The sequence below is a fragment of the Agromyces sp. NDB4Y10 genome, assembly GCF_001620055.1.
Classification (GTDB): Bacteria; Actinomycetota; Actinomycetes; order Actinomycetales; family Microbacteriaceae; genus Agromyces; species Agromyces indicus.
On the sequence record NZ_LQGY01000011.1, the window covers coordinates 1 to 26,591 of the forward strand.

Annotated in this window: 25 protein-coding genes and 1 tRNA gene; 15 read left to right on the top strand and 11 right to left on the bottom strand. The window is 72.5% G+C overall.

Going from position 1 to position 26,591, the window contains the following annotated elements:
* Positions 1-517: 517 nt before the first annotated feature.
* Complete coding sequence (locus AVP42_RS02575) at positions 518-1,360, bottom strand: aldo/keto reductase (protein WP_067945821.1); 843 nt, start codon at positions 1,358-1,360, stop codon at positions 518-520.
* Positions 1,361-1,480: 120 nt separating this feature from the next.
* Here AVP42_RS02575 and hrpA point away from each other — a divergent pair, with 120 nt between their 5' ends.
* The gene (gene hrpA / locus AVP42_RS02580; protein ID WP_067945823.1) at positions 1,481-5,530 is read left to right on the top strand and encodes an ATP-dependent RNA helicase HrpA; all 4,050 of its coding nucleotides are present in this window, start codon (positions 1,481-1,483) and stop codon (positions 5,528-5,530) included.
* Here hrpA and AVP42_RS02585 read toward each other — a convergent pair.
* Together AVP42_RS02585 and AVP42_RS02590 are read right to left on the bottom strand one after the other, a co-directional pair.
* Entirely contained in the window at positions 5,511-6,026 is a 516-nt protein-coding gene (locus AVP42_RS02585) for an SRPBCC domain-containing protein (RefSeq protein WP_082846939.1), read from the bottom strand. The two genes, hrpA and AVP42_RS02585, sit on opposite strands and share 20 nt — an antisense overlap.
* Positions 6,023-6,358, bottom strand: coding sequence for a helix-turn-helix transcriptional regulator (locus AVP42_RS02590; RefSeq protein WP_067945863.1), 336 nt, complete (start codon positions 6,356-6,358; stop codon positions 6,023-6,025). Before AVP42_RS02590 ends, AVP42_RS02585 begins: the two co-directional genes overlap by 4 nt.
* A gap of 95 nt (positions 6,359-6,453) precedes the next feature.
* Here AVP42_RS02590 and AVP42_RS02595 point away from each other — a divergent pair, with 95 nt between their 5' ends.
* From AVP42_RS02595 to AVP42_RS02640, 10 genes are all read left to right on the top strand, one after another.
* Positions 6,454-7,662 (top strand): MFS transporter, encoded by a 1,209-nt coding sequence (locus tag AVP42_RS02595; RefSeq protein WP_067945827.1) that lies wholly within the window; start codon positions 6,454-6,456, stop codon positions 7,660-7,662.
* Positions 7,663-7,704: 42 nt separating this feature from the next.
* Entirely contained in the window at positions 7,705-8,535 is an 831-nt protein-coding gene (locus AVP42_RS02600) for an aldo/keto reductase (protein ID WP_067945828.1), read from the top strand.
* A 51-nt stretch (positions 8,536-8,586) separates the two neighbouring features.
* Positions 8,587-10,143 (top strand): phytoene desaturase family protein, encoded by a 1,557-nt coding sequence (gene crtI / locus AVP42_RS02605; RefSeq protein WP_067945830.1) that lies wholly within the window; start codon positions 8,587-8,589, stop codon positions 10,141-10,143.
* Positions 10,140-11,579 (top strand): carotenoid oxygenase family protein, encoded by a 1,440-nt coding sequence (locus AVP42_RS02610; protein ID WP_067945832.1) that lies wholly within the window; start codon positions 10,140-10,142, stop codon positions 11,577-11,579. The genes crtI and AVP42_RS02610 overlap by 4 nt, the downstream gene beginning before the upstream one ends.
* A 91-nt stretch (positions 11,580-11,670) precedes the next feature.
* Positions 11,671-12,630: a DUF4349 domain-containing protein gene (locus AVP42_RS02615; RefSeq protein WP_067945834.1), complete on the top strand. Its 960-nt coding sequence runs from the start codon at positions 11,671-11,673 to the stop codon at positions 12,628-12,630.
* A 9-nt stretch (positions 12,631-12,639) separates the two neighbouring features.
* Positions 12,640-13,815 carry an acyl-CoA dehydrogenase family protein gene (locus tag AVP42_RS02620; protein ID WP_067945836.1) on the top strand — a complete coding sequence of 392 codons (1,176 nt, stop codon included), beginning with the start codon at positions 12,640-12,642 and terminating at the stop codon, positions 13,813-13,815.
* 71 nt (positions 13,816-13,886) lie between these two features.
* Positions 13,887-14,066 (top strand): hypothetical protein, encoded by a 180-nt coding sequence (locus tag AVP42_RS02625; protein ID WP_067945838.1) that lies wholly within the window; start codon positions 13,887-13,889, stop codon positions 14,064-14,066.
* Positions 14,066-14,947, top strand: coding sequence for a hypothetical protein (locus tag AVP42_RS02630; protein ID WP_067945840.1), 882 nt, complete (start codon positions 14,066-14,068; stop codon positions 14,945-14,947). Before AVP42_RS02625 ends, AVP42_RS02630 begins: the two co-directional genes overlap by 1 nt.
* Before the next feature lie 75 nt (positions 14,948-15,022).
* On the top strand, positions 15,023-15,517 hold the full coding sequence (locus AVP42_RS02635; RefSeq protein ID WP_067945842.1) for a cation:proton antiporter regulatory subunit: 495 nt from the start codon (positions 15,023-15,025) through the stop codon (positions 15,515-15,517).
* 13 nt (positions 15,518-15,530) lie between these two features.
* Positions 15,531-16,724, top strand: a complete 1,194-nt coding sequence (locus AVP42_RS02640) for a cation:proton antiporter (RefSeq protein WP_067945844.1) — start codon at positions 15,531-15,533, stop codon at positions 16,722-16,724.
* 20 nt (positions 16,725-16,744) lie between these two features.
* On the opposite strand, the gene AVP42_RS02645 is transcribed toward AVP42_RS02640, so the two are convergent.
* On the bottom strand, positions 16,745-17,845 hold the full coding sequence (locus AVP42_RS02645; RefSeq protein WP_067945845.1) for an LLM class flavin-dependent oxidoreductase: 1,101 nt from the start codon (positions 17,843-17,845) through the stop codon (positions 16,745-16,747).
* Positions 17,846-18,021: 176 nt separating this feature from the next.
* Between AVP42_RS02645 and AVP42_RS02650 the strand changes: the two genes are divergently transcribed.
* A complete protein-coding gene (locus AVP42_RS02650; RefSeq protein ID WP_067945847.1) occupies positions 18,022-18,678 on the top strand; it encodes an NADPH-dependent F420 reductase in 657 nt (218 codons plus the stop codon).
* Here the strand turns inward: AVP42_RS02650 and AVP42_RS02655 are convergent.
* The 7 genes from AVP42_RS02655 to galU form a co-directional block, all read right to left on the bottom strand.
* Positions 18,647-20,224 (bottom strand): MFS transporter, encoded by a 1,578-nt coding sequence (locus AVP42_RS02655; protein WP_067945849.1) that lies wholly within the window; start codon positions 20,222-20,224, stop codon positions 18,647-18,649. The two genes, AVP42_RS02650 and AVP42_RS02655, sit on opposite strands and share 32 nt — an antisense overlap.
* A 65-nt stretch (positions 20,225-20,289) precedes the next feature.
* Positions 20,290-20,982 carry a pyridoxamine 5'-phosphate oxidase gene (gene pdxH / locus AVP42_RS02660; RefSeq protein ID WP_082846941.1) on the bottom strand — a complete coding sequence of 231 codons (693 nt, stop codon included), beginning with the start codon at positions 20,980-20,982 and terminating at the stop codon, positions 20,290-20,292.
* 93 nt (positions 20,983-21,075) lie between these two features.
* A complete protein-coding gene (locus tag AVP42_RS02665) occupies positions 21,076-22,005 on the bottom strand; it encodes a sugar phosphate isomerase/epimerase (RefSeq protein WP_067945852.1) in 930 nt (309 codons plus the stop codon).
* Between the two features lie 185 nt (positions 22,006-22,190).
* Positions 22,191-22,263: transfer RNA gene (locus AVP42_RS02670), tRNA-Ala, on the bottom strand.
* A gap of 48 nt (positions 22,264-22,311) precedes the next feature.
* Positions 22,312-23,367, bottom strand: coding sequence for a hypothetical protein (locus AVP42_RS02675; RefSeq protein WP_067945854.1), 1,056 nt, complete (start codon positions 23,365-23,367; stop codon positions 22,312-22,314).
* Between the two features lie 51 nt (positions 23,368-23,418).
* Positions 23,419-24,087 carry a GNAT family N-acetyltransferase gene (locus AVP42_RS02680; protein WP_067945867.1) on the bottom strand — a complete coding sequence of 223 codons (669 nt, stop codon included), beginning with the start codon at positions 24,085-24,087 and terminating at the stop codon, positions 23,419-23,421.
* The gene (gene galU, locus AVP42_RS02685; RefSeq protein WP_067945856.1) at positions 24,084-24,983 is read right to left on the bottom strand and encodes a UTP--glucose-1-phosphate uridylyltransferase GalU; all 900 of its coding nucleotides are present in this window, start codon (positions 24,981-24,983) and stop codon (positions 24,084-24,086) included. The genes AVP42_RS02680 and galU overlap by 4 nt, the downstream gene beginning before the upstream one ends.
* A gap of 62 nt (positions 24,984-25,045) precedes the next feature.
* On the opposite strand from galU, the gene AVP42_RS02690 reads away from it, so the two are divergent.
* The 3 genes from AVP42_RS02690 to mscL are packed head-to-tail and all read left to right on the top strand — an operon-like array spanning position 25,046 to position 26,478.
* Positions 25,046-25,624: a 5-formyltetrahydrofolate cyclo-ligase gene (locus AVP42_RS02690; protein ID WP_067945858.1), complete on the top strand. Its 579-nt coding sequence runs from the start codon at positions 25,046-25,048 to the stop codon at positions 25,622-25,624.
* Between the two features lie 49 nt (positions 25,625-25,673).
* On the top strand, positions 25,674-25,967 hold the full coding sequence (locus AVP42_RS02695) for an FmdB family zinc ribbon protein (protein ID WP_067945861.1): 294 nt from the start codon (positions 25,674-25,676) through the stop codon (positions 25,965-25,967).
* A 25-nt stretch (positions 25,968-25,992) separates the two neighbouring features.
* On the top strand, positions 25,993-26,478 hold the full coding sequence (gene mscL / locus AVP42_RS02700) for a large conductance mechanosensitive channel protein MscL (RefSeq protein WP_231878517.1): 486 nt from the start codon (positions 25,993-25,995) through the stop codon (positions 26,476-26,478).
* Positions 26,479-26,591 lie beyond the last annotated feature (113 nt).

Here is a 26,591-nt window from a genome sequence, read left to right on the forward strand (position 1 = left end):
AAATCAAATTGTCCATCAATCAAAGGAAACCCGTCCCCCCACCGAAGCAGGAGAACACGGGGTTCAAAAAATTGGCATTGAACATAGTGCACGCTGTTGAGTTCTCAAGGAACGGACGCACCCGGGTTGCAGCCTCGCGGCCTGCCCCCAGGGCAACCTCTCTACTGTACCACCCCCAGCCGGGCGTTCGCCCCGTGGATCAGAGATCCCGGGCGTCCGCAACCGGAGACCGCACGCTCGAGGCGTTCGGTTCACTTGGGAGTGGAGTAGTCATCTTAGGCTTGAAGCAACCGAGTCGCAATATGCGCCTTCGAGGCTGTTTGGCTAAGACTGTCATCTTCGCGGCCGGGAGCTTCTCGCTCTCCGCTCCGCCGTGGCGACAAGAAAGAATCTACGGGCTGCCGCGGGCCTCGGCAAATCGGGCCTGCATCCCGGGCGTGTCGCCCCCGCCGGCCGCTCGTGGCGCCCCGTGACCCGGACCGCGCAGGCCGCGCGATTCCGGGCCACGGAGCCCGGCTCAGCCGAAGTTCGCGGGGTCCGGACCCACCCGGCCGGCCCGCTCCAGGTCGGTGATGCGCTGCATCTCGGCGTCGGACAGCTCGAAGTCGAACACGTCGAAGTTCTCCGCCATCCGCTCGCGCCGGTTCGACTTCGGGAAGACGATGAAGCCTCGCTGGAGGTGCCAGCGGATGACGACCTGGGCCGGGCTCTTTCCGTGGGCGGCCGCGGCATCCGTCACCTCGTCCATCTCGAGCAGCGGGTACTTGCCCTGCCCCAGCGGACCCCACGACTCGATGGCGATGCCGTTGTCGGCGGCGAAGGCCGTCGTCTCGGGCTGCTGGTGCGCGGGGTGCAGCTCGATCTGGTCGACGGCCGGCACGACGCCGGTCTCGTCGATGAGCCGCTGCAGGTGCGGTGCGAGGAAGTTCGAGACGCCGATCGAGCGAGCCCGCCCCGACTCGCGGATCTGCTCGAGCGCCTTCCAGCTCTCGACGTACCGGTCCTTCGAGGGGACCGGCCAGTGGATCAGGTACAGGTCGACGTAGTCGAGGCCGAGCCGCTCGAGGCTCGCGTCGAACGCGTCGAGCGCCGACCGGTGGCCCTGGTCCGAGTTCCAGAGCTTCGTCGTGACGTACAGCTCCTCGCGCGGGATGCCCGACGCGGCGAGCGCGCGCCCCACGCCCTCCTCGTTCTCGTAGATGCGGGCCGTGTCGATGTGGCGGTAGCCCACCTCGAGCGCGTCGGCGACGATGCGCTCCGTCTCGGGCGGGTCCACGAGGAACACGCCGAACCCGAGCTGCGGGATCTCGTGGCCGTCGTTCAGGCGGACTCGGGGCACTGAGGTCGATGTCTGCGTCATGTCGTCATGGAACACCCCGAGGCTGGAAAATCCATCCCCTGTTCGCCCGTCGCGAAGCGGATGCCGCGCGCAGGGGCTCCCGCCCTCCCGCGCGTCATCCGCCCATACGATGGAGGGCTGATGTCCGAGCGCACCCTCCCGCCGATCCCCGTGATCGCCTACCCGGCCGAGCTGCCGGTGAGCGGTCGACGCGACGACATCGCGCGCGCCATCCGCGACCACCAGGTCGTCATCGTCGCAGGAGCCACGGGCTCGGGCAAGACCACCCAGCTGCCGAAGATCTGCCTCGAGCTCGGTCGCGAGTCGATCGCGCACACCCAGCCGCGCCGCATCGCCGCGCGCACGATCGCCGAGCGCGTGGCCGAGGAGCTCGGCACGGAGCTCGGCGGGCTCGTCGGCTACCAGGTGCGCTTCACCGACCGCGTCAGCGAGTCGACGCGCATCAAGGTCATGACCGACGGCATCCTGCTGAACGAGATCCACCGAGACCGCGAGCTGCGCCGGTACGACACGATCATCATCGACGAGGCGCACGAGCGCAGCCTCAACATCGACTTCCTGCTCGGGTACCTGAAGCGCCTGCTCCCCCGCCGCCCCGACCTGCGCGTGATCATCACGAGCGCGACGATCGACCCCGAGAGCTTCGCGAGGCACTTCGCGGATGGCGCGGGCGAGCCGGCGCCGATCATCGAGGTGTCGGGGCGCACGTACCCCGTCGAGATCCGCTACCGGCCGCTCGTGGCCGAGTCCGCGGGCTCCGGCTCGGGCGAGGACGCCGACGACGAGGGCGCCGCCGCCGAGGACCGCGACGTGCAGCAGGGCATCCTCGATGCGCTCGACGAGCTCGAGCGCGAGTCGGCCGGCGACGTGCTCGTGTTCCTCTCGGGCGAGAGCGAGATCCGCGACGCCGAGGCCGCCGTGCGGGCGCACTACACGACCGGTCGCGGTGCGCGTCGCGGCGGAGAGACCGAGGTGCTCCCCCTCTACGGCCGGCTGTCGTCGGCCGACCAGCACCGCGTGTTCGAGCCCTCGAAGGTCGCGGGGCTCCGACGGCGCATCGTGCTCGCGACGAACGTCGCGGAGACGAGCCTCACGGTCCCGGGCATCCGCTACGTCGTCGATGCGGGCACCGCGCGCATCAGCCGCTACTCCGCGCGGTCGAAGGTGCAGCGGCTCCCGATCGAGCCGATCTCGCAGGCGTCCGCGAACCAGCGCTCGGGCCGGTCGGGGCGGACGAGCGAGGGCATCGCGATCCGGCTCTACTCCGAGGAGGACTACGGCAGGCGGCCGGAGTTCACCGACCCGGAGGTCCTGCGCACGAACCTCGCGGCCGTCATCCTGCAGATGGCGTCGCTCGGGCTCGGCGCCGTCGAGGAGTTCCCGTTCCTGACGCCGCCGGATGCCCGTGGCATCCGCGACGGCGTCGACCTGCTGCGCGAGCTCGGCGCGATCGACGACGCGGATGCCGCGACCGGGCCGCAGCTCACGCGGATCGGGCGCCAGCTCGCCCGCCTGCCCATCGAGCCGCGGTTCGCGCGCATGGTGCTGGAGTCCAAGGCCCAGGGCGTGAGCCGCGAGGTGCTCGCGATCGTCGCGGGACTGACGATCCAGGATCCGCGTGAGCGACCGCTCGAGCGCCGCGAGCAGGCCGACGCGATGCACGCCCGGTTCGTCGACCCGACGAGCGACTTCCTGACGCTGCTGAACCTCTGGAACCACCTCGAGGAGCAGCAGCGCGAGCTGTCCGGCAACGCGTTCCGGCGCATGTGCCGCAACGAGTTCCTGAACTACCTGCGCGTGCGCGAGTGGCAGGACCTCTACCGGCAGCTCGTGCGCCTCGCGAAGCCGCTCGGGCTGCACGTCGCCAAGGAGGCGGCCGCACCGAACCCCGACGGCATCCACCGCGCACTGCTCGCGGGGCTGCTCTCGCAGGTCGGCATCCGCGACGACAGCCGCACGTCGAGCGGACGCGGCGGCGCCGGCGGCCAGCGCGAGGCCGAGCGTCGCGGGCGACGCCAGCAGGCCGAGTTCGCCGGCGCCCGGAACGCCCGCTTCGTGGTGTTCCCCGGCTCGGCGCTCGCGAAGAAGCCGCCGGCCGCGCTCATGGCCGCCGAGCTCGTGGAGACCAGCCGGCTGTTCGCGCGCACGGCCGCCGCGATCGACCCGGCGTGGGCCGAGCAGCTCGCCGGCCCGCTCGCGAAGCGCTCGTACTCGGAGCCGCGCTGGGAGCGCCGGCAGGGCTCGGCGGTCGCCGACGAGAAGGTGACGCTGTTCGGCGTCGTGATCGTGCCGAAGCGGCGCGTGCAGCTCGCGCGCATCGACGCGGCGCTCGCGCGCGAGCTGTTCATCCGGCACGCCCTCGTCGAGGAGGACTGGGACTGGAACCGGCTCGACCAGCGCGTGTACGCCTTCATCCGGAAGAACCGGCAGCTGCGTCGCGAGCTCGGCGAGCTCGAGGAGCGCACGCGCCGTCGCGACGTGCTCGGCGGCGACGAGGCGGTCGTCGCGTTCTACGAGCAGCGACTGCCGGCGGATGCCACGGACGCGCGCGCGTTCGAACGCTGGTGGCGCGCCGAGCACCGCCGCTCCCCCGACCTGCTCACCATGTCCACGGCCGACCTCGTCGGCGAGGAGGAGATCTCGACCGACGGCGGGTTCCCCGACCGCTGGCGCCAGGGCGACCAGACGCTCACGCTCCGCTACCGCTTCGAGCCGGGTGCCGAGGACGACGGCGTGAGCGTGCTCGTGCCGCTCGTGCTGCTGCCGCGCCTGGAGCAGACGGGCTTCGACTGGCAGGTGCCGGGCCTGCGCGACGAACTCATCACCGCCATGCTCCGCACGCTGCCCAAGGTGCTGCGCCGCCAGGTCGTACCCGCCGCCGAATGGGCGGCGAAGATCTCCGCCGAGCTGCCCGCCGGTCCCGAGTCGGGCGAGCTGCGACCGCCGTTCGCCGAGCAGGTCGCGGGCGTCATCAAGCGCCTGACCTACGCGCCCGTCACCGCCGAGGACTTCGACCTCGACCGGCTGCCGCCGCACCTGCGCGTGACGTTCCGCGCGGTCGACGAGCGCGGGCGAACGGTCGGCGACGACAAGGACCTCGGCGCGCTCCAGCTCCGCCTGGCCGACCGGGCGAGCCGCGCGGTGGCGTCGACGTTCGCCGACGGCGGGCGCGGCACCCGACGCGGCCGCGGCTCCGGCGACGGTCGAGCGGATGCCGCAGGCGCGACCTCCGGCCCCGCTGGACCCGACCGCGCCGCGAGCCGGCCCGGCGCGAGCGGGCGGGCGACCGCCGCTTCCGCCTTCGCCGAGCAGGCCGGCGTCACCTCGTGGACATGGGAGTCCATCCCCGAGCACGTCGACACCCGCCAGGCGGGCAACGTGGTCCGCGCGTACCCGGCCCTCGTCGACGAGGGCGCGTCGGTGGCGCTGCGGCTCGTGCCGACCGCCGAGGAACGCGATCGGGCCTCGCGCCGCGGCATCCGTCGGCTGCTCGTGCTCGCGACCCCGTCACCCGTCGCCTACGTGCAGGAGCACCTGTCGAACCAGGAGAAGCTCGCCCTCGCGTCGAGCGCGTACGCCGGACCGCGGGCACTGCTCGACGACTGCCTCGCCGCCGTCGTCGACGCCGAGCTGCGCGCCCGCCACCCGGACGGGCTCGTGCGCACGCGGGCGGAGTTCGAGGCGGTCCGCGATGCCGTGTCGGCGAACGTGATGGACCGCATGTTCGAGACGGTGTCGCTCGTCTCGAGGATCCTCGTCGCGGCGCGCGACGCCGACCGGGCGATCTCGAAGGCGTCGAGCCTGCAGCTCATGTCGGCGCTCGCCGACGCACGGTCGCAGCTCGAGGCGCTCGTGCCATCCGGATTCGTGTCGGCGACGGGCCTCGAGCGGCTGCGGCACCTGCCGCGCTACCTCGAAGCGATCACGGTGCGCGTGCAGCGCATGCAGGACAACCCGGGCCGCGACCGGCAGTGGCTCACCGAGTTCGATCAGGCGCGGTCGGCCTACGCGAAGGCGGGCGGAACGATCCCCATCGACCCGGAGACCGATCCGCGCCTGGTGCGCGTGCGTTGGATGCTCGAGGAGCTGCGCGTCGGCCTCTTCGCGCAGGAGCTGCGCACCGCCGAGACGGTGTCGGTCAAGCGCATCGTCAAGGCGCTGGCGGAATGAGCGCGGCCAGCCGCGCCGCGTAGCGCGGTTCGAGCTCGGCGAAGCGGGCGTCCCAGCGGTCGCGATCCCGGGGCGCGCCCGGGTCGGCGAGGTGCCACGCGAGGCTCTCGAGGTAGGTGTGCCATCCGGGGCCGTAGTCGGGGCGCGTCGCGCGCTCGTGGCGGAGCCGCAGCCGGGTGCGCCCGCCCGCGACCGGCTCGAGGCGCACGGTGACCAGTGACGAGGGCTCCCCGACGACGGTCCACGTGGTGGTGAATCCGTGGGGCCGCTCGCACGCCGTGACCTCCCCGTCGCAGTACAGCTCGCCGTCGCGCGTGAACGCCTGCCAGCGCCCGCCGAGCCGGAACTCGCCCCGGTAGTCCGCCATCCAGCGCCCGAGCCGCTCGGGCGTGGTGATCGCCTCCCAGAGGTCGTCGGCGACCGAGTCGTAGACCTCGTCGAAGCGCAGCTCGAAGCCCGGGTCGTCGGGCAGGATCTCGCCGGTGACGGCCATCATGCGTCCTTCCGTCGGGCACGTCGTTCGCGTGCGACCTCGGTGTGCAGCGCGTCGAGGCGATTCGACCAGAACCGCCGGTACCGGTCGAGTTCGGCGGCGGCGGACTCGACGCCGGCCCGCTCGAGCGAGTAGATGCGGCGAGCACCCTCGGCGCGCACCGCGGCGAACCCCTGCTCGCGCAGGATGCGGAGGTGGCGCGACACGGCCGGCTGCGTGATGCCGAACTCCGCCGCCACGACGTCGACGACCGCCCCCGCGGGCCGCTCCCCCTCGGCCAGCAGGTCGAGGATGCGACGGCGCACCGGGTCGCCGAGGACGTCGAACGCGTGCACGGGTGACACTCTATCAGTCTGTGGTTATATAGCGGAAGACTGATCGTCTCGACGGTGCGTACGAACAGTGTTCGCGTCGATAGGATCGAGCCACCGTGGCCAGCTACTCCGACCTGCTCAAGACCCAGGGCGTCGCGCGCATCATCGCGGCGCAGCTCACCGCACGGTTCCCGTCGGGCATGCTCTCGCTCGCCTTCCTGCTGCACGTCGAACGGCAGACCGGCTCGTACGGCGCCGCCGGACTCGTCCTCGCCGCCACGTCGATCGGCCAGGCGGTCGCCGGGCCGCTCACGAGCCGGCTGATGGGTCGGTTCGGCATGCGACCGGTGCTGATCCTCACGCTCATCGTGTGCGTGGCATCCGTCATCGCCATCGGCGTGCTGCCGCTCACCGTGCCGATGTACATGCTGATCGGCCTGATCTGCGGCCTCGCCACGCCACCCGTGCAGCCGGCCGTGCGCACGATCTACCCCAAGATGGTGAACTCGCGCCAGCTCACGCCGCTCTTCTCGCTCGACGCGTCGGCGCAGGAGATCATCTGGGTCGTCGGTCCCGTCGTCACCACGTTCGTGTCGACGCAGGTCGGCACCGTCTGGGGCATCCTGCTCGCCGCCGCCCTCATGGTGGTCGGTGGCATCTGGTTCATCGCGTCACCGGAACTCGGCCGGGTGCGCATCCCGCGGTCCAAGCGCGCCTTCGGCAAGGTGCTCACCCGCCCGCCCGTCATGCTCGCGACGATCGTCGGCTTCCTCCTGATCGGCGCGTGCGCTGCGATCGAGGCCGGCGTCGTCGCCGCCTTCGGCCACGACGGCGCGGAGGCCGGCATCGTGCTCGCCATCTTCTCCATCGGCAGCCTCGCGGGCGGGCTGGGCTTCGGGCACGCGCCGATCAGCCCCTGGTCGACCGCGCGTCGCATGTTCATCGTGTTCTTCGGCACGGTGCTCGCCGCGTTCGCGATGGACTTCTGGTGGCTCGCCGTGACCCTCTTCATCGCCGGCATCGGCATCGCCCCCGCGCTGGCGGTGCTGTTCGCGATCGTGTCGGCGAGCGTGAAGTTCTCCGACACCGCCGAGGCGTACGGGTGGGTCGGCACCGGCCAGCTCATCGGCGCCGCCCTCGGATCGGCCCTCGCCGGCTTCCTCATCGACGGCTACGACGCGGTCGGCGCCTTCTGGGCGGCCGGCGTGCTGGCCTTCCTCGGATTCGTCGTCCCCGCGCTCGCGCGCCGCTGGCACCCCGACCTGCGCGGGCGCGATGCGAGCCCGATCCCCGACACCGAACCGGTCGCGATCACCCCGAGCTGACGGGCGGTCACGCCCGGCGAGCTCCCGACGAAAGGCGCACGGATGCCGCATCCGCCCCTCGCCCCGACCATTCAGCTCGCCGACGGGCGGGCCATCCCGCAGGTCGGGTACGGCATGTACAAGGTCCCGGCGGCGGATGCCACGCGGCTCGCGCTCGAGGCCATCCGCCTCGGCTACCGGCACCTCGACACCGCCGCCCTCTACGGCAACGAGGCCGAGGCGGGCGCCGCGGTGCGCGAGTGCGGGCTGCCGCGCGACGACCTCTTCGTCACGAGCAAGGTCTGGAACGACGACCACGGCTACGACGAGACCCTGCGGGCGTTCGACGCCTCGATGGATCGCTTCGGGCTCGACCGACTCGACCTGTACCTCATCCACTGGCCGGTGCCGTCGCAGGACCGCTACGTCGACACGTGGCGAGCGCTCGTCAGACTGCGCGAGGAGGGCCGGGCGACCTCGATCGGCGTCTCGAACTTCCACGCGCACCACCTCGAGCGGCTGATCGACGAGACCGGCGTGACACCCGTCGTGAACCAGGTGGAGCTGCACCCGAGGCTGCCGCAGCGCGAGCTCCGCGCGGCGCACGAGCGCCTCGGCGTCCGCACCGAGGCGTGGTCGCCGCTCGCCCGCGGGCGCCTGCTCGGCGACCCCGTGCTGGAGCGGATCGCCGCCAAGCACGGTCGATCGGCGGCGCAGGTCGTGCTCGCCTGGCACGTCGCGAACGGCACGATCGTGATCCCCAAGGCGTCCTCGCCGGAGCGCATCGCGGAGAACCTGGACGTGTTCTCGTTCCGGCTCGACGAGGACGACGTCGCGGCGATCGACGGCCTCGAGTCCGGCGAGCGCACGGGTCGCGATCCGGACGACGACTGATCCATCGAACGATGGACGGCGCCGCACCCGGCTCGCGGTTATGGTGACCGGATGCAGGCGGTCGTCATCGGGAGCGGCTTCGGCGGCCTGGCCGCCGCCATCCGGCTGGCCGCGGCCGGGCACGACGTCGTCGTGCTCGAGCAGCGGGACCGCATCGGCGGGCGAGCGTACCTCTACGAGCTCGACGGGTTCCGGTTCGACGGCGGCCCAACCGTGCTCACCGCGCCGTTCATGTTCGAGGAGCTGTTCGCCCTCGCCGGCGAGCGCCTCGAGGACCACGTGCGGCTCGTGCCGCTCGACCCCTTCTACCGCGCCTTCGACGCCGACGGCTCGCACTTCGACTTCCACGCCGACGCTGCCCGCATGCGCGAGGAGGTGGCTCGGCGGAGCCCCGCGGACGAACGGGGATACGAGCGCCTCAGCCGCCGGGTCTCCCGCATCTTCGACGCCTTCTACCCCTATACCGAGCGGCCCATGATGCAGGTGCACGTGATGCTGCGGATGCTCCCGTTCCTGCTCCGCCATCGTGCCGCGCTCGGGGTCCAGCGCCTCGTCGACGGCTGCATCCGCGATCCGTTCCTCCGGCGAGCGCTGGCGTTCCACCCGCTGCTCATCGGCGGCCACCCCGCCCGCACGCCCGCCCTCTACTCGCTCATCGTCGAGTTCGAGCGCCGCTGGGGCGTCCACTACGCGGTCGGCGGCACCGCGGCGGTCGTCGACGCCCTCGGCGCCCTGCTGGAGCGGCTCGGCGGGCGCATCCGGTGCGGGGTCGAGGTGGACGCGATCCTCGTGCAGGACGGCCGGATCACCGGGGTCCGCCTCGAGGACGGCAGCGAGCTGCCCGCGGACGTCGTCGTGTCGAACGCCGATCCGGGATACACCTACGACCGGCTCCTGGGTGCCGCGCACGGCTCGACCGGCGGTCCGCTCCGCTCGACGAAGCCGAGCATGTCGCTGCACGTCCTCTACTTCGGCGCCGACCGCACGTGGCCGGACACGCCGCTCGCGCACCACAACCTCCTGCTCTCCGGCGACTCGCGGCGGGTGCTCGGCCGCGTGTTCGGCCGCCCGCGGAGCTCGCGGACGCCGCGCCCCGAACCCGTGAGCGCCGACGACCTGTTCCTCTACGTCCACCTGCCCACGCGCACGGACCCGTCGATGGCGCCCGAGGGGTGCGAGGCGATGTACGTGCTCGTGGCCGCACCGCCGCTCGACGACGGCGAAACCGTCCCGGAGGCCTCGGCGCGCCGCATCCGCGACCTCGTCGTCGACCTGCTCGACCGGCGGTACCTCCCCGGCCTCGCCACCCACCTGCGGGTCGAGCACGCGATCGGCCCCGAGCACTTCCGCGACGTGCTCAACACGCCCCGGGGCGCCGCGTTCTCGCTGCAGCCCACGCTGTTCCAGTCCGGGTGGTTCCGCCCGCACAATCGGTCGCCACGGGTCGACGGCCTCTACCTGGTCGGCGCCGGCACGCACCCCGGCGCGGGCATTCCCGCCGTGCTCGCCTCGGGCAAGATCGCCGCCGACCTCATCGCCCGTCGGCGACCCGGCCGACGCCCGGCGTCGAGACGGCCGGGGCCCGCCATGGACGCGGTGTCGCGATGAGCGCCGACTACGCCGTCCACGGCTTCGGCGAGAGCCCCGAGGTCACGCTCGACGACGTGCCCGTACGCGGCGAGCTGCCGCGCTGGCTCACCGGCTCCCTGCTGCGCAACGGTCCGGGGACGTTCCAGGTCGGCACCCAGCGGTACCGCCACTGGTTCGACGGGCTGGCGATGCTCCACCGGTTCACGATCGACGACGGACGCGTCTCGTACGCCAACCGGTTCCTCGAGACCGAGTCCTACCGCGCCGCGCGCGACGAGGGGCGCATCGCCTACCCCGAGTTCGCGACCGACCCCTGCCGCTCGCTGTTCGCCCGCGCGATGGCGGTGTTCGACCCGCAGGTCACCGACAGCGCGAAGGTCAACATCGCGCGCGTCGCGGAGCACTACCTCGCCCTCGCCGAGACCCCCATCCAGGTCGAGTTCGATCCCGAGACGCTCCGCACGGTCGGCGTCACCGGCTGGGACACGTCGACGTTCGGGCGGATGACGACGGTCCATCCGCATCTCGACGAGGCCCGTCACGAGGCGATCAACCTCGTCACCCGCTACAACGCCGTGAGCAACTACGTCTTCCGGCGGGTCGACACGCGCGACCCCGGCCTGCTGCAGGGCGAGACCATCGCGTCGAGGCCGGTCCGCGAGCCGTCCTACATCCACTCGTTCGGCATGTCGGCCCGCCACCTGGTGCTGGTCGAGTTCCCGCTCGTGGTCAACCCGCTCGCGCTCCTGCTGTGGCTCCGGCCGTACATCGAGAACTTCCGCTGGAAGCCCGAACGCGGCACGCGGATCCACGTGTTCGATCGCGAGAGCGGCGCGCACGTCCGAACGATGACGGCCGACCCGTTCTTCGCGTTCCATCACGTGAACGCCTACGACGACGAGGACGGATCGATCGTCGTGGATCTCGTGGCGTACGACGACGCCTCGGTGATCGAGTCCTTCTACCTGCATCGCCTGGCCGAGCCCGACGTCCGGATCCCACCGGGGACGCTGCGCCGGCTGCGCATCCCGCTGGACGGTCCGGACGTGCGGCTGCACGCCGAGGAGCGGTCCCCGATCGGGATCGAGCTGCCGAATGTGGACTACGCCCGGTTCAACACGAGCCCCGAGCTGCGCTACGTCTACGGCGTCGGGGTCCGCGGGGAGCGCGGCTTCTACGACCGCCTCGTGAAGGTCGACCTCGCGGGCGGCGAGACGGCCACGTGGCACGAGGCGGACTGCTACCCGGGCGAGGGCGTCTTCGTGGGGCGTCCGGGCCGGCAGGCCCAGGACGACGGGGTGGTCCTCTCGGTGGTCCTCGACGCCGCGGTCGGCACGTCCTTCCTGCTCGTCCTCGACGCCGCGTCGTTCACCGAGCTCGCGCGCGCCGAGCTGCCGCATCCGGTGCTCCTCGGCTACCACGGCCAGTTCTACGGCGACCGCCCCTCGGCCTGAGCGGATGCCGCGGCCAAGCGCAACCCGATCGTGACCTGACTCGCAGCCCGCCCCCAGACCCCGGGCCGCCCGCCGGGAGTACCGTGACCGCATGATGCGACGACGCGCGCTCCTCGCGGCCTCCGCCGCGCTCACGGTCCTCCTGCTCGGCGGCTGCGGCATCGGCACGTCCGGGAGCGACGCGGGGGACGACTCCGGCGGGGTGTCCCAGCCGGACGTCGGCGTGGACGCGCCCGCCGAGGGCGGCGAGGGCGTCGCACCGCGCGACGAGGAGCAGTTCGGCGAGGATCGGCAGGTCGATCAGGACGACGACCGCAGCGTCATCACGACCGGGTGGCTCGCCCTGACGGTCGACGACCCCGTCGAATCGGCGGCGGAGGTGGCGGACCTCGCCGACCGGGCGGGCGGACGCGTCGAGAGCCGCAGCGAGACGCCCGGGACGGACGCGCAGCGCGCCCGTGCGACGCTCGTCCTGCGGGTCCCCTCCGACGACCTCGACGCCGTGCTCGCCGACCTCCGCGAGCTCGGCGACGTCTCGTCCGTCCAGCTCGACGCGACGGACGTGACGCAGGAGCGCCAGGACCTCGACGCCCGGATCGAGGCCCTGCAGGCCTCGGTCGACCGCCTGCTCGCGCTCCTCGCCGAGGCCGACGACACGGCCGACCTCATCGCCATCGAGTCGGAGCTCACGACCCGGCAGGCGGAGCTCGACAGCCTGACGACGCGTCGCGACCGCCTCGCCGACCAGGTGGACTACTCGACGCTCACGGTCGAGCTGCTCTCGGAGGGCGTGGCCCCCGAGGCGGGTCCGGACGACTTCTGGTCCGGCGTGGCCGCCGGATGGGAGGCCCTCGTGCGGTTCGCCTCGGGCCTGCTCGTCGTGGCCGGCGTCCTGCTGCCCTGGCTCGGCGCGGCGCTCGTGGTCGCCGCGGTCGTGACGGGCATCGTGCTGCTCGCCATCCGGGCTCGGCGCCGGAGCCACCCGCACGTCCCGCCGGCCGCACCCGGTGACCCCGGCCACGCGGGGCCGGGCGGGGGCGACCGCGCGTAGGCTGGCGCCGTGCCGACGACCACTCCGTCTCCGACGCCCGCGCAGGTCCTCGACGACGACCTCCTCGAGCGGTTCCGCGAACGCGCGGCCGTGTACGACCGCGACAACGCGTTCTTCGCCGACGACCTCGCCGAGCTGCGCGAGGCCGGCTACCTCGGTGCGGTGGTGCCGAGCGGCCTGGGCGGGCTCGGATGGGACCTGCCGACCCTCGTGGCCGCGCAGCGGCGCCTCGCCTCGGCCGCGCCCGCGACCGCGCTGGGGGTGAACATGCACCTCGTCTGGACGAGCGTCGCCCGCGTCCTGCACGATCGCGACGACGACTCGCTCGACTTCCTGCTGCGCGAGGCGGCCGCGGGCGAGGTGTTCGCGTTCGGCATCTCGGAGGCCGGCAACGACCTCATGCTGTTCGGCTCGGACACGATCGCGGACCCGCAGCGCGACGGCACGGTCCGCTACACCGGTCGGAAGATCTTCACCTCGCTCTCCCCCGCGTGGACCCGCCTCGGCGTGCACGGCCTCGACACCGCGTCGGATGACGCGCCCAAGCTGGTGTACGGGTTCATCGACCGCGACGACCCCGACGTGCGCACGCTCGACGACTGGGACACCATCGGCATGCGCGCCACCCAGAGCCGCACGACCGTGCTCGACGGCGCGGTGGCGGCGCGGGATCGGATCGTGCGGTGCCTCGACCCGGGTCCGACGGACGACCCGTTCGTGTACGCGATCTTCGCGTGCTTCGAGCTGCTCATCTCGTCGGTGTACACGGGGCTCGCCGACCGGGCGCTCGAGCTCGCCGTCGCCTCCGCGTCGACGCGCGTCTCGAAGCGGACCGGCGTGCCGCGGTCGGAGGATCCGGACGTGCGCCGCCGCATCGCCGAGGCCGGGTCGCTGCTCGAGGCGATCGAACCCCAGCTGGACGCCCTCGCCCGCGACGTCGCGGACGGCGTCGATCACGGCGCGTTCCGGTTCGCCCGGCCGTCGGGCCTGAAGATGCGGGCGGTCGCCGCCGCCCGCGGGGTCGTGGAGGCCGCGGTGCGCGTCTCCGGCGGGCGCACGTTCTTCGCGGGCGACGAACTGGGCCGACTCCAGCGCGACGTGCTCGCGGGCGCCTTCCACCCGTCGAGCGACGACGGCGCGCTCGGAGCCATCGCCACGGCGCTGCTCGGCCCGGTGCGGGACTGAGGACCCGCGGCGCGACGACGCCGTCGATAGACTGGCGCCGCGGCACCGGCCGCATACCCGAGGAGGTACCCGTGAGTGCGTTCCCCTACATCATCTCCATGGCGATCTTCGTGTTCGGCATGTGGCTCATGAGCATCGCCGACCAGGTCGCCGGGTTCGAGGCCCTCGTCTTCTTCGGCGGCATCCTCTGCGTCGCCGCGGCCATGGCCGTGCCGATCCAGCTGCTCGGCCACCGCGAGAGCGGGGTCTGATGGCGCTGCCCGGCGAGGACACCGTCGTCACCTTCCCCGTCGGGGACCTCACCGCCACGGCCACGGTCCTGCACGTCGCCCCGCACGACGGCGCGCTCGCGGTGTTCACCGACCGCACGAGCATCCACCCCGTCGATCACGCCTGGCCCGACCAGCCGGCGGATGCGGGCGTGCTGCGCGTCGACGATCGCGAGCTAATGGTGCACGACGCGGTCGTCGCGGCCACCGACGGCGAGTCGCTGCACATCGGCGATGTCCCGGTCCGCCCCGGCACCGACGGCTGGTCGTTCCTCGTCGCGCACCTCGTCGACGCCGACGCGCCGGTGACCGAGGGCACCGAGGTCCAGTTCGAGGCGGATGCCGCGCTCCGCCGTTCCCTCTCGCGCGGCCACACGGCGTGCCACGCGGCCTCGCTCGCGCTGAACCGCGCCCTCGCCGACCGGTGGTCCAAGTCCGCTCGCGAGGACGCCCTCGGCGCGCCGGACTTCGACGGCACCGCGATCGCGACCTCGCGCATCGAGCCGGACGGGTCGGTCGACCGGTACCGGTTGAACAAGTCGCTGCGCCGCGCCGGCTTCGACGCGACGGGGCTCGCCGAGCACCTCGACGAGCTCGCGGCATCCGTCGACGCGACGTTGGCGGACTGGGTCGCCGCCGACGCGCGCGTCCGCATCGAGCGCGTGGGCGAGCACCTCACCGACCGGCGCACGTGGATCTGCGAGCTGCCCGGCGGGTCGGCGCGCATCCCGTGCGGCGGCACCCACGCGGACTCCCTGGGCGAGCTCGGCGGCATCCGCGTGGCGTTCGACCTCGGCGAGGACGGCGGCACCCCGGTGCTGACGATGACCACCCGGGTCGACGCGGGCTGGGCCGCGTCCTGAGGGGATCCGCGGCGCCGGCACCGCCCTGAGCGATCCTCAGCCTCGAGGTCGGCTGTCGGCGTTAGCATGTCCGACGTGGGTATTCGCATCGAGAAGGTCGATCTTCCCGGGATCGGCTTCCGCCACGACCTCGTCACCGAGGGCGGGCGGCGCATCAGCGTGGTGTCGCACCGGGATGGCGAGCGCGACCTCGGCGTCTTCGACGAGGACGACCCCGACGCGTGCCGCGACACCATCCCCCTGAACGACGACGAGGCGGCCGCGCTCGCCGACGTGCTCGGCACGTCGGTCATGATGTCGCGCCTCACCAGCCTGTCGGATGAGACGGCCGGCCTGTTCACCGAGCAGATCGCGCTGCCCACCGACTCGCCCTTCCTCAACCATCCCCTCGGCGACACGAAGGCGCGCACGCGCACGCACTCGTCGATCGTCGCGATCGTGCGCGACGGGCAGCTCATCCCGTCGCCCACGCCCGCGGAGGTGCTCCGCGCCGGCGACGTGATCGTGGCGGTCGGCACACGGCGAGGGCTCGACGGGGTCGCCCGACTGCTCGCACACGGTCCCGACTGACGCGGGGCCCGGGATGCACGAGACCACGCTGCTCCTCATCGAAGTCGGCGCGCTGCTCCTCGGCATGAGCCTCCTCGGGCGCCTCTCCCTCCGCCTCGGCATCTCGCCCATCCCGTTCTACCTGCTGCTCGGGCTCGCCTTCGGCAACGGCGGCCTCCTGCCGCTCGACGCGAGCGAGGAGTTCTTCGCCACCGGCGCGGAGATCGGCGTGATCCTGCTGCTCGCCCTGCTCGGGTTGGAGTACACGGCGCAGGAACTCGTCACGGGACTGAAGTCGTCCCGCACCGCCGGCGTCGTCGACGCCGTGCTCAACGCACTGCCGGGCGCCGCCATGGCCCTCCTGCTCGGCTGGGGTCCGATCGCGGCGGTGGCCCTCGCCGGCGTGACGTGGATCTCGTCGTCCGGCGTCATCGCGAAGCTCATGCGCGACCTGGGGCGCCTGTCCAACCGCGAGACGCCGTCGGTGCTCGCGATCCTCGTGCTCGAGGACCTGGCGATGGCGTTCTACCTGCCGGTGCTGTCCGCGCTCGTGATCGGCGTCAGCCTGATGCAGGGCGCCGTCGCGGTGGCCATCGCGGTCGCCGTCGTCCTCGTGATCCTGTTCGTGGCGCTGCGCCACGGCCACATCGTCTCGCGCCTGTTCCCCGCGGAGCACTCCGAGCCGCTGCTCCTCGGCGTGCTCGGCCTCGTGATGCTCGTCGCCGGCTTCGCGCAGGAGGTCAACGTCTCGGCGGCCGTCGGGGCGTTCCTCGTCGGCATCGCGCTCTCGGGCCGCGTCGCCGCGAACGCGAGCGCCGTCCTCACGCCGCTGCGCGACCTGTTCGCGGCCATGTTCTTCGTCTTCTTCGGCCTCACGACCGACTCCGCGGCGATCATCTCGATGATCCCCGCGGCGGCCGCGCTCGCGGCCGTGACGATCATGACGAAGCTCGTCTCCGGCGCGTACGCGGCGCGACGCGCCGGCGTGGGCACGCTCGGCCAGTGGCGTGCCGGCCTCGTGCTCGCGCCGCGCGGCGAGTTCTCCATCGTGATCGCCGGCCTGGCGGTCGGCGCCGGGATCGAGCCGGCGCTCGCGCCGCTCGCGACGGCGTACGTGCTCATCACGATCGTCGGCGGCACGTTCCTCGCGCGACTGCCGGATGCCACCTGGTTCCGCGCCGCCGTCCGGCGCCGGTCGTCGACGGCGAGCGCCGTCGCCCGGCCCTGAGCCCGGGCGACGACCCCGGCTCAGCCGGCGCTGGCCTCGCGCGGCTCCGCGGCCGCGGCATCCGTCGACCCCGGCTCGGAACCGGACTCGGCCAGCAGCTCGCGCACGCGCGGCACGACCATCGTCGCGTACAGCTCGATGCTCCGCATCATGGCCTCGTGCGGCAGGGTGCCGTTGGAGTACTTGAGGTCGAACCGGTCGGCCCCGAGCACGCGGAGCGCCGCGGCGATCTTCTGCGCGACGGTCTCCGGGGAGCCGGCGTAGAGCGCGCCGTGCGGGCTCGCCTCGCTCTCGAAGTGATCGCGGGTCACGGCACCCCAGCCGCGCTCGCGGCCGATGCGGTTCATGATGACCTCGTAGTGCGGCCACAGCGTCTCGAGCGCCTCCTCGTCGGTGTCGGCGACGATGCCGGGCGAGTGGACCGCGATGGGCTGCGGCTCGTGGCCGAACTGGGCGAGCGCCTTGCGGTACAGCTCCGCGAGCGGCGCGAACCGGGCGGGGCTGCCGCCGATGATCGCGAGCACGAGCGGGAGACCGTAGTTCGCGGCGCGCACCACCGACTCGGGGCTGCCGCCGACGCCGACCCACGTCGTGAGGCTGCCGCCCTCGACGCGCGGGTACACGAGCTGGTCGGTGAGCGAGGAGCGCAGCTTGCCCTCCCAGGTGACCGGTTCCTGCGGCAGCAGCGCGGCGAACAGGTTGAGCTTCTCCTCGAACAGGTCCTGGTACTGGCTGAGCTCGTAGCCGAACAGCGGGAAGGACTCGATGAACGAGCCACGACCGAGGATCACCTCGGCCCGGCCACCCGAGAGGCCGTCGAGCGTCGCGAAGCGCTGGTAGACGCGCACGGGGTCGTCGGAGCTCAGCACGGTGACGGCCGAGCCGAGCCGGATGCGCTCGGTCCGGCTCGCGATCGCGGCCAGCACGACCTCGGGCGCCGAGATCGCGAACTCGTGGCGGTGGTGCTCGCCCACGCCGAAGAAGTCGAGGCCGAGCCGGTCGGCGAGGACCGCCTCGTCGACGACGTTGCGCAGCACCTGGGCGTGCGTGAGCAACTCGCCACCCGGGCCGACGGTGACGTCGCCGAAGGTGTCGAGTCCGAACTGGTGGTGGCGCGTCATCCGCTGCTCCCTCGTCGAGATCGATGCATGTGCATGCACCGGGTGGAACCCCGTCCGCGTCGAGACTATTCCGCCGACCCGGACGCGGGGAATGCCCGAGGTCCCGTCGGCGTTCCCAGATTCCGACGGCTGAGTTGCGGCCGGCCCCGGAGGACGACAGGCAGGAGCGAGCGGACGTGACGGACGAACGACCCGTGATCGGCATCTTCGGAGCCGGGAAGGTGGGCACCGCCCTAGCGCGCCTGCTCCTCGCCGCCGGGTACGAGGTCGTCCTCAGCGGATCGCCCCGGCAGACCGCGCTCGACCTGCTGGTCTCGGTCGTCGCACCGGGAGCGCGCGTCGCCGATCCGGCACGACTCGTCGAGGAGGCCGACCTCATCATCGTCGCCGTGCCGTTCGGCAAGTCCCGCACGGTGCCCTGGGAGGCCTTCGACGGCAAGGTCGTCGTCGACGCGACGAACTACTGGCCCCCGATCGACGGCACCATCCCGACCGTCGACGAGGATCCCCGCACGACGAGCGAGATCCACGCCGCGATCAACCCCCGAGCGCGCATCGTCAAGTCGCTCAACCACCTCGGCTACCACGAGATGGAGGACGACGCGATGCCGGCCGGATCGCCGCTGCGACGCGCGCTCGCGGTCGTCGGCGACGACGCGGACGCGCGGGACCTCGTCGCGCGCCTCATCGACGACCTCGGCTTCGACGCCGTCGACGGCGGCCGGCTCGTCAACGGCCGGGCGCTCGAGCCCGGTCACCCCGCGTTCGGCCGCGAGCTCTCCGCGAGCGAACTCGCGGCGCTCATGGCCGACGAGCGCGTGCCCGTCGGGTAGGCGTCCGACCTCCGGCCGCGTCGGCCGGGTCGGCAGTCCGCGCCGCCGCCGTCTGGGCCTCGGCCGCGGCATCCGGCGGGGGCACCGAGCCGTCGCGACGCTGGCGCAGGTCGACCAGCCCCACCGCGAGGGCGACGAGCAGGAGGGCGACGACCGAGCCCATGCCGAGCGCGTACGCCTCGTGGAACACGTCGATCCTCGCCTCGGCGGCGGGCGCGCGGTAGATCGTGGCGTAGAACAGCGACAGCGCCACCGCGGTGCCGATCGCCGTGCCGATGCGCTGCCCGAGCTGGCCGACCGAGCCGGCCAGGCCGCCCTGCACGACCGGCACCTCCGACAGTGCGAGCACCTGGTTCGGGGCGATGACGAAGCCGCCGCCGGCGCCGCCGATGAGCATGACCGCCGCCATGATCCACGGCGTCAGCTCGGGCGGCGTGCCGATCGCGACGAGCACGAGGATGCCGAACCCGAGCAGCAGCAGCAGGAGCCCGCCGACGACGAGCGGCCGGCCGACCCGGTTGACGAGGCGTCCGCCCAGCCACGAGGTGACGGCGCTCGACAGCGCGAAGCCGATCGTCACCATGCCGGCGAACACCGGCTCGAGGCCGAGCCCCTGCTGCAGGAACAGGTTCGTGAGCAGGAACGCCGACGGCATGGCGGCGAAGTAGGCGACCGCGAGGAGCGTGCCGTTGCGGTACGACCGCAGCGAGAACAGTCCCAGCGGGACCAGGGGCGCCCGACCGGATGCCGCGTAGCGCCGTTCCCACCACAGGAACGCCACGACGGCCACGACGAAGGCCACGAGGGTCCACCACCGGGCCGGATCGTCGTCGGGCGAGCCGGTGGTGAAGAGGAACGGCCACATCAGCGAGATCACCACGGCGCCGAACAGCAGGACGCCGACCGGATCCAGCGAGATGCGCGGCCGCTCCCCCGCGTCCTTCGGGCGTCCCGGCAGCAGCCGGGCGGCGAAGGCGATCGCGGCGAGCGCGAGCGGCACGTTCATCCAGAAGATCCCGCGCCATCCGTCGACGGGACCGCCGATCGCGATGGCGAGGCCGCCGAGCGTCGGGCCGAACGCGGTCGAGATGCCGATGGTCGCGCCGAAGAGCCCGAACGCCGCGCCGCGCTCGGCGCCCTGGAACAGCTGTTGGATGAGCCCGAGCACCTGGGGCATCTGGATGCCCGCGGCGACGCCCTGCAGGAGCCGACCGACGAGCAGCACGCCCGACGTGGGGGCGAGCGCGCAGAGGAGGCTCGTGAGGGTGAACAGCGAGAGGCCGATGAGGAACATCGCCTTGCGCGACCCCTGGTCGCCGAGGCGCCCGGCGGGCACGAGGGTGAGCCCGAACGTGAGCACGAAGCCCGACACGATCAGCTGCAGCTCGGTCGACGACGCCCCGAGCGCCTCCTCGATGGAAGGCAGCGCGACGTTCACCTTCGTGAGGTCCATGATCGTGATCGCCGCCACGGCGACGCACACCCAGTAGGCGCGCCACCGCTTGTCGTTCCCCATGACCGGGGGGCTGCTGGCAGGCTGCGACATCCGCTCCAGCCTACGCCCGCACGCGCGAGCCTCCGCCGCGCCCTCGGGCACCGCTCGGCGGATCGTCAGGGTTGCAGGCGCTCGAGCTCCCAGCCCGCGGCATCCGCTGCCGGGTCTCGCGTGAAGACGAGGCGGTCGTGCAGGCGCGACGTGCGGCCCTGCCAGAACTCGATGCGCCACGGCCGCAGCCGGAACCCGCCCCAGCGCTCGGGACGGCGGACGTCGTCGACGCCGGCGTACTCCTCCTCGAGCGCGGCGACCCGTGCCTCGAGCTCGGCCCGCGACGCGATGGGCCGCGACTGCCGGCTGGCCGTCGCGGCGATGCGCGATCCGTAGGGCCGGCCCGCCCAGTAGGCGTCGGACTCCTCGTCGTCGGCCGGTGCGACCGCACCCGTGACGATGACCTGCCGGTGCACCGGATACCACGGGAAGAGCAGTGTCGCCGTCGGGTGCGCGGCCAGCGCCCGGCCCTTGCGCGATTCGCGATCGGTGAAGAACACGAAGCCGCGGTCGTCGACGCCGCGCAGGAGCACCGTGCGACTGGACGGGGTGCCGTCGGCGTCGATCGTGCCGAGCACCATGGCGTTGGGCTCGTACACCTCGCGGGCGTCGGCCTCGGCGAGCCACCGGTCGAACTGCACGATGGGGTCGGATGCCACGTGCGACTCGTCGAGTTCCTCGGCCCCGTAGTCGGTGTGCCGGTGCAGGGCGTGCTCCACGGCCCGGTCGAGGCGGTCGGGGTCGATCGCGTCGCTCATGTGCCCAGCGTACGAGCGGATGCCGCGAACGCCCTCGGGAAACACCGAGCCCCCGGTGCGGTGGCGCCGGGGGCTCGGGGACGACGCGTCGGGTCAGAAGGTGAAGCAGGTGAGGAACTCGAAGCTCTCGGCCGCGAAGTCGCGGTCGTTCGGAGCGCCGTCGCGCTCGACGACGTAGTACTTCACGCTGCCCTGTGCGGCGCGGAGGATCGGCGCCCAGTCGATGTCGCCCTGGCCGACGTTGCCGGGGATGCCGCGGGCGTCGCCGTTCAGGTCGCCGTCCTTGATGTGCAGCAGCTCGATGCGGTCGCCGTACTGCTCGATCAGCGAGACGACGTCGACGCCGGCGTCGGCGGCCCAGAACACGTCGAGCTGGAACGTCACGTAGCGCGGGTCGGTGTTCTCGACGAGGATCTGCCAGGCGCTCTTCATCTCGCCGGTCTCGGGGTCGGCGTACTGGGTGGTGAACTCCGACTGGTGGTTGTGGCCGAAGAACTTCCCCGTGCCGTTCTTGACCGAGAGCTCGCCGAGGCGGTTCATGGTCTCGGCGGTCGCGAGCACGTTCTCGTAGGTGCCGATGCCGGGCGAGGCGAACCCGCCCGAGCCGGTGTACTTCTGGCCCAGGTCCTTCGCGGCCTCGAGCGTGGTCGGGAACGTGGCCTCGGCGGTGCTGCCGTGCGAGGTCGGCGCCTTGAGCCCGTACTGCTTGAGCAGTTGGCGGAACTCGGGAGCGGTGCGGCCCTCGGCCGAGGCGCCGAACGGCTCGACGTTCTGGTAGCCGATCTCCTGCAGCTCGGCGAGGATCGGCTCGATGCCGACCTGGCGCTGCCAGCCGAAGTAGCTGAACAGCTGGATGGAGATCTTGCTGGCCGGGATGCCGCGACCGGCGCAGTCCGCGGCGGAGTTCGCGCGGTCGCTGTTCGGGGCGGCGGCCGCCGGGGCACCGGCGAACAGGCCTCCGGCGAGCAGGGCGGCGGATGCACCTGCGGCGAGCAGGCGTCGGGTGGTCTTCGGGGACGTCATCGTTCTCCTCGGTTCGCTCCGTCGGCCTCGGTGCCGGCGGCTGCGTTCGAGCGTAGGCGGAGTTTTGCCGGCCGTCAAACAAAAGTCGCGCACTTGACTTCGACTAATGCGCTTGGCTAGGGCGAACCTGGCGTGAGGCCGGGGACGACGAAAGCCCCGGTGCGAGCACCGGGGCTTTCAGGATGTGGACCCAGGGGGATTCGAACCCCCGACCTTCTCATTGCGAACGAGACGCGCTACCAACTGCGCCATGGGCCCGAGCCGTCAACGACTCTACCATCCTCCACGAGGTGGTGATGACCACGCTCAGACGGCCGTGCGCCGCCGGCGGAGCACCAGGTCGAGGTCGGAGATGCCCGGCTCGGCGGCATCGATGATGCCCATCCGCGCGTACGGGCTCGACGCGTCGGGGCCGCCGTTCACAGCCACCGGCGAGCGCTCCTCGGCCGGCTCGGCGTCCGTTGCGGGGGCAGCGGATGCCGCGGCCGGGCGCAGGACGGGAACCTGCGGCTCGAGGCGTTCGGCCCGCTCCGCGAGCTCGGCCTCGGCGGCGGCCCGCTTGAGCTGCTCGGCCTCGGCGATCGAGGCCATCGCCGACGCGGCGATCGTCCCGCGCGACAGGTGCAGCGGCTTGGGGAGCGGCTGCGGCGTCCAGCCCTCGCCGGGTTCGCGATCGACCTCGTCCTCGTCGGTCTCGATGGGCTCGAACGGCTGCGCCTCCGGACGGACGATCGGTGCCGCCACGACCGCGACCGGCGCCGGCCGGACCCGGGCGAGGACCACGAGCCCGATCAGCGCGATCGCGACGCCCCCGGCACCGCCGAGCGCGATGAGCGGCGTGCCGCCGAACGGCAGCGCGACGAGCCCGACGAGCGCCGTCAGGAGAGACGTGAGCAGGACGAGCGAGCATGCGGCGCGCCGGCGACGCAGGCCGCGGCGGGTGAGCCCGGCGGCGCGCAGCGTGGGCGAGGCGCCGGTCGCGGCATCCGCTGCACGTGCCGCCTCGGCCCGCGCCCGGGCCGCGCGCTCGGCGAGCTCGCGTTCCGCGGCGGCCGCAGCCTCCTCGGCCGCGATGCGCTCGGCGATCGCGAGGTTCTCGGCCGCCTGGGCCTCGAGCCGTGCGGCGAGCTCGTGCTCGTGCAGGATGCGCTCCTGCGCCGCGATGTCGCGAGCGGTCATGCCGACGCGCACCTCGCCGGGCGTCTCGGCCGTCTCGGCGAGGATGCGCAGCGTCTGCTGGAGGCGGACCGCATTGCGCTCGGTGGCGAGGTACTGGCGGCGGCGGAGCCAACTCGGAAGCAGGTACGCGACCCACAGCGTCGCGGCCACCGCCACGAGAACGCCGCCACCGATCGCATCCATGCGTCAACGCTAGGTCACGGCGGGGTCACGAACCCGATCGGCGCGGGCGTGTCAGCGATCCCCCACCCGAAGGGGGGTCGCCGCAGCCTCTCGGTCGGCCGCCGGGACCATCGCCGCGGCCGACGGCGCGCGCCCCTCGCGCCAGCGCCGGAGCACGCCCTCGGGCACCTCCTCCGCGACGAGCGCGAACGAGAAGTGGTCGCGCCAGTCGCCGTCGATGTGGATGAAGCGCCGGCGCAGCCCCTCGTACCGGAACCCCAGCTTCTCGACGACGCGGAGCGAGGGCCCGTTCTCGGGGCGGATGCAGATCTCGACGCGGTGCAGCCGCATGGCGCGGAAGCAGTAGTCGGTGGCGAGCGCGACGGCCGTGGGCGTGATGCCGCGCCCCGCCATCGACTTCGCGACCCAGTACCCGATCGACGCCGACGACAACGAGCCGTGCGTGATCGACGAGACGTTCAGCTGCCCGACAAGCTCGCCCTCCCACTCGAGCACGAACGGCAGCGCCGTCCCGGCCCGGGCATGCGCGGTGAGGTTCCGGATGCTCGCGCGGGTGTCGATGACCGAGCCGCCGCCCGGGTACGTCGCCTCCCACCGGCGAAGCCAGCCGCGGTTCTCGAGGAGCACGCGCTCGAGCGGTCGCGCATCTCGCGCCCGGATGGGCCGTAACGTCAACGACCCGTCGACGAGGGTCGGCACGGATGCCGCGGGCACCGTCAGTCCTGATCGAACCCGGCGGCGAACTGCGCGAGCCACGGCCGGAGCTCGGGCCCGAGGTCGTCGCGATCGGCGGCGAGCTGGATGACGGCCTTGATGTAGTCGAGCTTGTCGCCCGTGTCGTACCGGCGGCCCCGGAACACGACGCCGTACACGCCGCCCGTGTGCTCCACGTCGCCGGCCATCTCCATGAGGGCGTCGGTGAGCTGGATCTCCCCGCCCTTGCCGGGCTCGGTGCGCTCGAGCACCTCGAAGATCTCCGGCTTCAGCACGTAGCGGCCGATCACGGCGTAGTTCGACGGCGCCACCTCCTTCGCCGGCTTCTCGACGAGGCCCGTCACCCGGACCACGTCGGGGTCGTCGGTCTCCTCGACCTCGGCCGCGCCGTAGAGGTGGATGCTGTCGGGGTCGACCTCGAGCAGGGCGACGATGCACGCGTCGCGCGCCACCTGCTCGTCGAGCATGCGCGTGAGCAGGACGTCGCGCTCGTCGATGATGTCGTCGCCGAGCAGCACCGCGAACGGCTCGTCGCCGACGTGCATGTGGGCGCGGAGCACGGCGTGGCCGAGGCCGCGCGGGTCGCCCTGGCGCACGTAGTGCATGTCGGCCAGGTCGGTGGACTCGTTCACCTTCTCGAGCTTGACCGTGTCGCCCTTGGCCTCGAGGGTCGCCTCGAGCTCGGCGACGCGGTCGAAGTGGTTCTCGAGGGCGTTCTTGTTGCGCCCGGTGACCATCAGGACGTCGGTGAGCCCCGCACGGACCGCCTCTTCGACCACGTACTGGATCGCGGGCTTGTCGACGACCGGCAGCATCTCCTTCGGCATGGCCTTCGTCGCGGGCAGGAAGCGCGTTCCCAGGCCGGCTGCGGGGATGACGGCCTTCGTGATCCGTTGAGTCATGGCCATCAGCGTAGCCGCAGGGCGGCGCCCGCCGAGGACCGGAGCATCCTAGGATGGCTGCCATGCCCGACGATCCGACCGTTGTGAAGCGGATCCTCCGCGCGGAGCTGCGCGAACGGCGGCAGAACATGCCCGCGCACGAACGCGAGCTCGCGACCGACGGTTTCACCGCGCGGCTGCAGGAGCTCGTCGGATCGACCGGCGCCCGATCGTTCTCCTGCTACCTCTCGATGCCCACCGAGCCGAACACGCGCCCGTTCGTGAACTGGGCCGAGGCCAACGGCCTGCGCGTCCTGTTCCCGGTGACCCGCGAGGACGGCCTGCTCGACTGGACCGTGGGCGAGAAGGAGACCGAGGTCGCCGGACTCCACGGCATGCCCGAGCCCGAGGGCGAGCTGCTCGGGCCGATGGCCATCAACGACGTCGACCTCATCCTCGTTCCGGCCGCCGCGGTGGATGCCACGGGCACCCGGCTCGGCTGGGGACGCGGCTACTTCGACAAGACCCTCGGATCGATGGGAAAATGTCCTCCGGTGTACGCCATCGTCTTCGACGGAGAGTTCGTCGAGGAGGTGCCCCGCGAGGTGCACGACCAGCCGGTGGACGGCGTCGTGACGCCCACGAGGATCGTCGCGTTCTGACGGCGACGACGTACCCCTGCACCCACCGACGGATCCACGGAGACCGAACATGCCCACCTATTCGTACCGCTGCACCGGATGCGACGACGCCTTCGACGTTCAGCAGTCCTTCACCGACGACAGCCTGACCGAGTGCCCCGCGTGCGGCGGCCGGCTGCGCAAGCTGTTCGGCACGGTCGGCGTGACGTTCAACGGCTCCGGGTTCTACCGGACCGACTCGCGGGCGGGCGCCGGCTCCGGCTCGTCCGGCTCCGGCTCGTCCGGCTCCGGCTCGTCGGGCTCCGGCTCGTCCGGCGGAGGCTCGTCCTCGACGCCGTCCGGCGCCGCGTCGTCGGCCGCGTAGCGGGCGGCATCCGCTGATCGACCGAATGGACCACGCAGGGAAGGGGACCGCGCGCGTGCTCAAGGGATTCAAGGAGTTCATCCTCCGGGGCAACGTCATCGACCTGGCCGTCGCCGTCGTCATCGGCGCGGCGTTCACGGCCGTCGTGAACTCGATCGTCGAGAACGTGTTCAACCCCCTGATCGGCGCCGTCTTCCGCGCCGACAGCCTCGACAACGCGCTCGTGCTGACCATCCCGCTCCCGGGCGAGGATGCGAAGATCCGGTTCGGCGCCGTCCTCGGGGCGATCCTGACGTTCCTCATCGTCGCGGCCGTCGTCTACTTCGTGTTCGTCATGCCCATGAACCTGCTGAAGCAGCGCGCGGACGCCCGCCGGCAGACCGGCACCGAGAAGCCCGAGGATCCGGAGACCGAGCTCACCGTCCTCGCGCAGATCCGCGACCTGCTCGCCGCGGAGCGCAGCGTCGGCCCCGGCCCGGGCCCCGGCACCGGCTCGCACCGCGCCGACTAGCCGACGCGTCGTCGCCGACCGGGCGCCCGCCGTCACCAGTGCGGCGGGCGTTCGCGCGTGATGCGCTCGTCGTCGGGCGCGGCCCGGCGCGCGGTGCCGCGTTCGGCCTCGTC